This window comes from Streptomyces sp. Ru73, assembly GCF_002920575.1.
Taxonomy (GTDB): domain Bacteria; phylum Actinomycetota; class Actinomycetes; order Streptomycetales; family Streptomycetaceae; genus Streptomyces.
The window spans coordinates 1-6,130 of record NZ_PQSQ01000174.1 but is presented as its reverse complement, the minus strand read 5'-3'; the positions used below and the strand labels follow the sequence as shown (position 1 = coordinate 6,130).

Sequence of the window (6,130 nt, the reverse complement as noted above, 5' to 3'; positions counted from 1 at the left end):
GTACGTGCTCCGGCACCCCGGCCAGCCGCCCGCTCAGGCTGCCCCCGGCCAGCACCACCTGCCCGGCGGGCAGCGGCGTGCCGTCCGCCAGCTCGATGCCCGTGGCCCGGCCCGAGGCGACCGTGAGCCGCCCGGCCCGCTCCCGTACGAACTCCACCCCGGCCCGCTCGCAGGCCGTCAGCAGGGCCGCCGCGAGCCGCCGCGGGTCGATCTGGTGGTCACCGTCCACCCGGAGCCCGCCGCGCACGCCGGGCGCCAGCATCGGCTCGAGCTTCCGGCACTCCCGGCCGGTCAGCCACTCCGAGTCCAGACCGCAGCGGCGCTGCAGCGCGTGCAGGTCGCGCAGGTGGGCGCGGTCGTCGGCGTCCAGCGCGACGGCCAGCGTGCCGCACCGCCGGTACCCCAGGTCCTGCCCGCTCGCCTCGGCCAGCTCGGCGGCGAACGCCGGGTAGCGCCCGGCGGAGTCGAGATTCAGCCCCAGGAGCGTTTCCTCGCCGTAATGCAGCTCGGTGACGGCGGCCAGCATGCCGGCCGCGACCCGCGCGGCACCGCCGCCCGGCTCCGGGTCCACGACCGTCGTGCGCAGCCCCCGCCCGGCGGCCCGCCAGGCCGTCACGAGCCCCATGAGGCCGCCCCCGACGATCACCGCATCAGGATGCCCGGAAACCGTCCCCGAGGGCGTATGTGCAGGTGGATGCATAGACGACCAGCCCCTCCCTTCGCCGGCATGACCCGGATCAGGTTCGTACGGTCGGAGGCCGCCGCAGCCTCCCTCTCAGCCCGGTGCGTCCGGGCTCCCGCGAGTACAAGTGCCGTCAGACTAGTACGCGTGCCCGACGCGCCGTAAGGGTGCTCTGCGCGGCCGGACCATGACCCTGTGTCAGAGATCTCGTCGCGCGGTGCTCAGCCCCCCGAAGGGGTGCGTCCTAGAGTGATCGAGTGAGCCAGCAGAGCAAGTACTCGCGGACCCCCGACCGCTCGCGCCGCGTCGTCATCGCCGGCGCGGGGATGGCGGGCGTGCAGACCGCCGTTGCCCTGCGCGAACAGGGCTGGCGCGGCACGATCACCCTGCTCGGCGCCGAACCGCACCCGCCCTACGACCGGCCGCCGCTCTCCAAGGCGGTGCTGCTCGGCAAGGCGGACGGCTCGGCCTTCGACGTCGACTTCGCCTCCCTCGGCATCGATCTGGAGCTCGGCCGGCGGGCCACCGGACTCGCCGCCGACGCCCACGAGGTGCTGACGGACGCCGGCCCCGTGCCCTACGACCGCCTCGTCATCGCCACCGGGGCCGAGGCGATCACGCTCCCCGGGAGCGCGCGCGTGCCGGGCGTCCACGTACTGCGCACCCTGGACGACGCCGAGCGGCTGCGCCCGGTGCTCTCGGCCCAGAAGCGCGTCGTGGTGGTCGGCGCCGGCTGGATCGGCGCCGAGTTCGCCACCGCGGCCCGGGAGGCCGGCTGCGAGGTCACCGTCGTCGAGGCGGCGGACCGGCCGCTGGCCGGCGCGCTGCCCGAGGAGGTGGCCGGCCACATGGCCCGCTGGTACGCCGACGCGGGCGCCACGCTCCGTACGGGCACCCGGGTCGCCGCGGTGGAGGAGGGCGCCGTCCGGCTCGCCGACGGCACCGAACTGCCCGCGGACGCCGTGGTCATCGGCATCGGCTCGCGCTGCGCGACGGACTGGCTGGCCGGCTCCGGCGTGGAGCTGGCCGAGGACGGCTCCGTACGGGCCGACGAGCGGCTGCGCACCTCGCTGCCCGACGTGTACGCGGTCGGCGACTGCGCCTCCTTCCCGTCGGCGCGCTACGGACGCCGGCTGCTGGTGCACCACTGGGACAACGCGCTCCAGGGGCCGCGCACGGTCGCCACGAACATCGCCCGGTGCGAGGCCGAGGGCGTGGTGTACGACCCCGTGCCGTACTTCTGGTCCGAGCAGTTCGGCCGGTTCGTGCAGTGCGCCGGGTACCACGGCGTCGCCGACGAGCTGACCTGGCGCGGCGACCCGGAGAGCGCGGCGTGGTCCGTGCTGTGGCTGCGGGCGGGCGCGCTGGTGGCCCTGCTGGCCGTGGGCCGGCCGCGCGACCTGGCGCAGGGCCGCAAGCTCATCGAGCGCGGCGCCCCGCTGGACCGGGCGCGCGCCGCCGACGCCTCGGTACCGCTGAAATCGGCCGCGCTGCCGGTGCCGTGACCGGCTGTGCCGCACGGGCCCCGAAGGCCGTGCGGCCGCCCGGTGTGGCCGGTGGTGTGCACTGATGGCGATGCCCGGCTACCGACTGTCAGTGGGGGATGGCACGCTTGGGGTGTGACCGAGATTGACGCAAAGATCGATGGACTGGTTTCCGCCTGGCTCACCCTCCCCGACATCGCCGAGGAGCTCGGCGTCGAGGTGACGCGGGTCAGGCAGCTGGTCAAGGAGGGCCAGCTGATCGCGGTGCGCCGCGGTGAGAACAGGGCCCTCCACGTGCCGGCCGAGTTCATCAAGGACGGAAAGGTCGTCAAGGGCCTGGTGGGGACGCTGACGCTCCTCAAGGACGACGGCTTCACCGACGAAGAGATGCTGGAGTGGCTGTTCACCGCCGACGAGACCCTGCCGGGCACGCCGGCGCAGGCGCTGCGCGAGAATCGCGGCACGGAGGTGAAGCGCCGGGCACAGGCGCTCGCCGTCTGACACACCCGTCACCACTGCCGTAACCGCAGGGCGTACGGACCGGCCCCCGGTCCGTACGCCCGGACCGGGGGGATCCCATGAGCACCGCCGCACGCCAGGCCCTGTCCGACGCCCGCCTCTACCTCTGCACGGGGGCCCGCAAGGAGCAGGGCGACCTGCCGCAGTTCCTGGACGCGGTGCTCTCCTCGGGCGTGGACATCGTGCAGCTGCGCGACAAGGGCATGGAGGCCGGCGAGGAGCTGGCCCACCTGGAGGTCTTCGCCGACGCCTGCCGGCGCCACGGCAAGCTGCTCGCGGTCAACGACCGCGCGGACGTCGCGCACGCCATCGGCTCCGACGTGCTCCACCTCGGCCAGGGCGACCTGCCGGTCCCGGCGGCCCGCGCCATCCTCGGCGAGGACGTCCTCATCGGCCGCTCCACGCACGCCGAGGCGGAGGTCGACGCCGCGCTCACCGAGCCGGGTGTGGACTACTTCTGCACCGGCCCCTGCTGGCCCACCCCCACCAAGCCGGGCCGGCACGCCCCCGGCCTGGACCTCGTGCGGTACGCCGCGGCGCAGGAGCCCGCGCGCCCGTGGTTCGCGATCGGCGGCATCGACGCGGGCAACCTCGACGAGGTGCTGGCGGCGGGCGCCCGCCGCGTGGTCGTGGTCCGCGCGATCACCGAGGCCGCCGACCCGGGCGCGGCCGCCGCGGAGCTGGCGAAGCGGATCCGCGCGTACGAGGCATGACGCCGGGCCGTACGAGGCAGGGCGTCGGGCCGCGTGCGAGGCAGGGCGCCCGGCCGCGCACGCAGCGTCACGCCGCCCGTGCCGTGAGCAGCGGTCTGACGTGAAGTGTCCGACTGGTGAACAGCAACCCGGCAAACCAGGGCAAACGGCAGCCTGTGGTTGGGGGCCTGCCAGGCCGGTGGTTAACCTGCCGGTATGGCCCTAGGTACACCTTCCACCAGGACTGACCGCGCGCGCACCGTGCGCGAACTGCTCGCCTCAGGCAAGCGGTCCTATTCGTTCGAGTTCGCCGCGCCCAAGACCGAGAAGGGCGAGCGGACCCTGTGGAAGGCCATTCGCCGGATCGAGGCCGTGGCACCGACCTTCGTGTCGGTGACCTACGGCGCCGGCGGTACCTCCCGCGAGGGCACCGTCCGGGCGACCGAGCGGATCGCCACGGACACCACGCTCACCCCGGTCGCCCACCTGACCGCGGTCAACCACTCCGTCGCCGACCTGCGGAACATCATCGGCCAGTACGCCGGCGCCGGGATCCGCAACATGCTCGCGCTGCGCGGCGACCCGCCCGGCGACCCGATGGGCGAGTGGGTGCGCCACCCCGAGGGCATCGAGTACGCCGCCGACCTGGTCCGCCTGATCAAGGAGTCCGGCGACTTCTGCGTCGGCGTCGCGGCCTTCCCCGAGATGCACCCGCGCTCCACCGACTGGGACACCGACATCCGGCACTTCGTGGACAAGTGCCGAGCGGGCGCCGACTTCGCGATCACCCAGATGTTCTTCTACCCGGAGGACTATCTGCGCCTTCGTGACCGGGTGGCCGCCGCCGGTTGCGAAACGCCGATCATCCCGGAGATCATGCCGGTCACGAACGTCCGGCAGATCGAGCGCTTCGCCCAGCTCAGCAATGCGGCGTTCCCGCCCGAGCTGGCGGACCGCATCCTCGCCGTCAAGGACGATCCCGCGGCGGTACGCTCCATTGGCATCGAGTACGCCACGGAGCTGTGTGCACGCTTGACCGCCGAGGACATTCCCGGGTTGCACTTCATTACCCTGAACCACTCCACGGCGACGCTGGAAATCTACGAGAATCTGGGTCTGCACCAGCAGACCTGACCACGTGCCCGCAGCGGCGGAACAGGGGCGTACATGGGCTGGACGATCCTCTACATCGCGTTCGGCATCGTGGCGCTCTGGCTGCTCAGCGAGGTCCTGCTCCAGTACAAGGCGCGGCTGCGCTGGCGGCTGCTCGCCTTCGTCGGCTTCCTCGGCGTCGTCATCGGCGTCGTGCTGCCCTCGATCGTGGTCATCGCCATCGGCGCCGCGGCCTTCGCCGTCGGCCAGACCTACGTCACGCTCTCCTTCCGCCGCGGCTTCACGACGGGCTGGGCGCTCGCCGCGGGCAGACCGAAGGTGAGCCGCCGCCGGCGCGGTGGCGGCCGGGCCGCGGCCGCACCGGAAGCGGAGGGCGCCGGGCCGGAACCGGGCCCGGTCACCGGTGACGGCGCGCACGACCCGCAGGAGAGCGCGGCGGACCACGGCGCGGCCGACGACCAGGGGAATGGTTACGGCTACGCGCCCGACGCGGCCGCTTCCCCCTACGCGGACGCCTACGCAGCGCGCCAGGACGGCTATGCCGACCCGTACGCCGCGGACGCCACCCAGGCAGCGCCGGTCTACGCGCCCGAGCCGATGCCCGACGACACCGGCCAGTACGGCATATACAGCACCGACGCCCGCACCGGGCAGCAGCCGCACGACCCCTACGGCGGCGGCTACTACGAGCCGGCCGCCGCGTACGACGCCCAGGCAGGCCACTACGGCGGCTACGGCGACGGCCAGCCCGGCAGCGGCTACGCCGACCCGTACGCGGCCCAGGACCCGTACGGCGGCGCCTACGACCCCTACGCGCAGCCCGGCTCCTACCCGCCCGCCGACCCCTACGGCGGCCACGACCAGTACGGCGGGCACGACCCCTACGGCTACGGCGGCCAGGTCCCGCAGCAGTACGGCGGCGGCTACGACGACCAGTACTACGGCGGCGCCGGCCCGGAGACCCCGCCCGGCGGCGTCTGGGTCCCCCAGCAGCGCGCGGCCGACGAACAGCAGCCCTACCCGCCGGCGCCCCAGCCCGATCACCAGGGCTACGGCTACCCGCCCCAGCAGGGGTACGACGAGCAGCAGTACCGGTACTGACCGTCCCCCCGGGCAGGCCGGGGAGCGGCGGCACCGGCTCCGGCCCTCCGCCGGGCCGGGGGAGCGGGTACTCGCCCTTTCCGGCGGGCCGGGGAGCGGCGTACCGTACTCGCCCCTTCCGGCGGGCCGGGGAGCGGCCGTACCGGTATCTCGGCAGGCGGGCGCCGACCGGTGCCGGCGCCGGGCGTCCCGGGCCGGCCGGCGCCGTGGGCTTACTGGGAGCCGTGCCAGTCGTCGCCGTGGACGATCAGGCCCGCCACCAGGGCGCCGGACATGCCCGCGTGGGCCAGGCCGCCGCCGGGGTGGGACCAGCCGCCGGCCGTGTACAGGCCCGGTATCCGGGTGCGGTTGGCCGGGACCAGGGCACGGCCGTCCAGGCCGGCCAGCGCGGGACCCGGCACGGCGCCGCCCGCGGCGCCCGTGTCGGCCGCCGTGTCCGCCGGGGTCCGGACCTCGCGCCACAGGATGCGGTCCCGCAGGTCCGGCACCGCGGCGGCGGCCGCCGCGACCACCCGGTCGGCGAACGCCTCCGCCACCCC

6 protein-coding genes, 1 pseudogene and 1 riboswitch are annotated in these 6,130 nt (G+C 74.6%); of the genes and pseudogenes, 5 read left to right on the top strand and 2 right to left on the bottom strand.

Features of this window, described 5'->3' with window-relative positions; all coding sequences use genetic code 11:
* A partial coding sequence (locus C3486_RS35865; RefSeq protein ID WP_146075131.1) for an FAD-dependent oxidoreductase occupies window positions 1–700 on the bottom strand: 700 nt, incomplete at its 3' end.
* Window positions 698–811, bottom strand: a riboswitch (TPP riboswitch). Its footprint overlaps the gene before it by 3 nt.
* Window positions 812–939: 128 nt before the next feature.
* Between C3486_RS35865 and C3486_RS35860 the strand changes: the two genes are divergently transcribed.
* The 5 genes from C3486_RS35860 to C3486_RS35840 all read left to right on the top strand — a co-directional run bounded on the left by C3486_RS35860 (window position 940) and on the right by C3486_RS35840 (window position 5,591).
* Entirely contained in the window at window positions 940–2,187 is a 1,248-nt protein-coding gene (locus tag C3486_RS35860) for an NAD(P)/FAD-dependent oxidoreductase (protein ID WP_103837044.1), read from the top strand.
* A 114-nt stretch (window positions 2,188–2,301) separates the two neighbouring features.
* On the top strand, window positions 2,302–2,667 hold the full coding sequence (locus tag C3486_RS35855) for an Rv2175c family DNA-binding protein (RefSeq protein ID WP_103837043.1): 366 nt from the start codon (window positions 2,302–2,304) through the stop codon (window positions 2,665–2,667).
* A 77-nt stretch (window positions 2,668–2,744) separates the two neighbouring features.
* Entirely contained in the window at window positions 2,745–3,398 is a 654-nt protein-coding gene (thiE, locus tag C3486_RS35850) for a thiamine phosphate synthase (RefSeq protein WP_103837042.1), read from the top strand.
* A gap of 195 nt (window positions 3,399–3,593) precedes the next feature.
* Window positions 3,594–4,511, top strand: a complete 918-nt coding sequence (metF, locus tag C3486_RS35845; RefSeq protein WP_103837041.1) for a methylenetetrahydrofolate reductase [NAD(P)H] — start codon at window positions 3,594–3,596, stop codon at window positions 4,509–4,511.
* Between the two features lie 33 nt (window positions 4,512–4,544).
* The gene (locus C3486_RS35840; protein WP_103837040.1) at window positions 4,545–5,591 is read left to right on the top strand and encodes a hypothetical protein; all 1,047 of its coding nucleotides are present in this window, start codon (window positions 4,545–4,547) and stop codon (window positions 5,589–5,591) included.
* A 212-nt stretch (window positions 5,592–5,803) separates the two neighbouring features.
* Here the strand turns inward: C3486_RS35840 and C3486_RS35835 are convergent.
* Window positions 5,804–6,130 (bottom strand): annotated as a pseudogene (locus C3486_RS35835) (NAD(P)/FAD-dependent oxidoreductase); the annotation flags it as partial.

Coding starts and splice junctions, on each gene's coding strand:
- C3486_RS35840 (WP_103837040.1), top strand. CDS start 4,545: ATGGGCTGGACGATCCTCTACATCGCGTTCGGCATCGTGGCGCTCTGG.
- metF (WP_103837041.1), top strand. CDS start 3,594: ATGGCCCTAGGTACACCTTCCACCAGGACTGACCGCGCGCGCACCGTG.
- thiE (WP_103837042.1), top strand. CDS start 2,745: ATGAGCACCGCCGCACGCCAGGCCCTGTCCGACGCCCGCCTCTACCTC.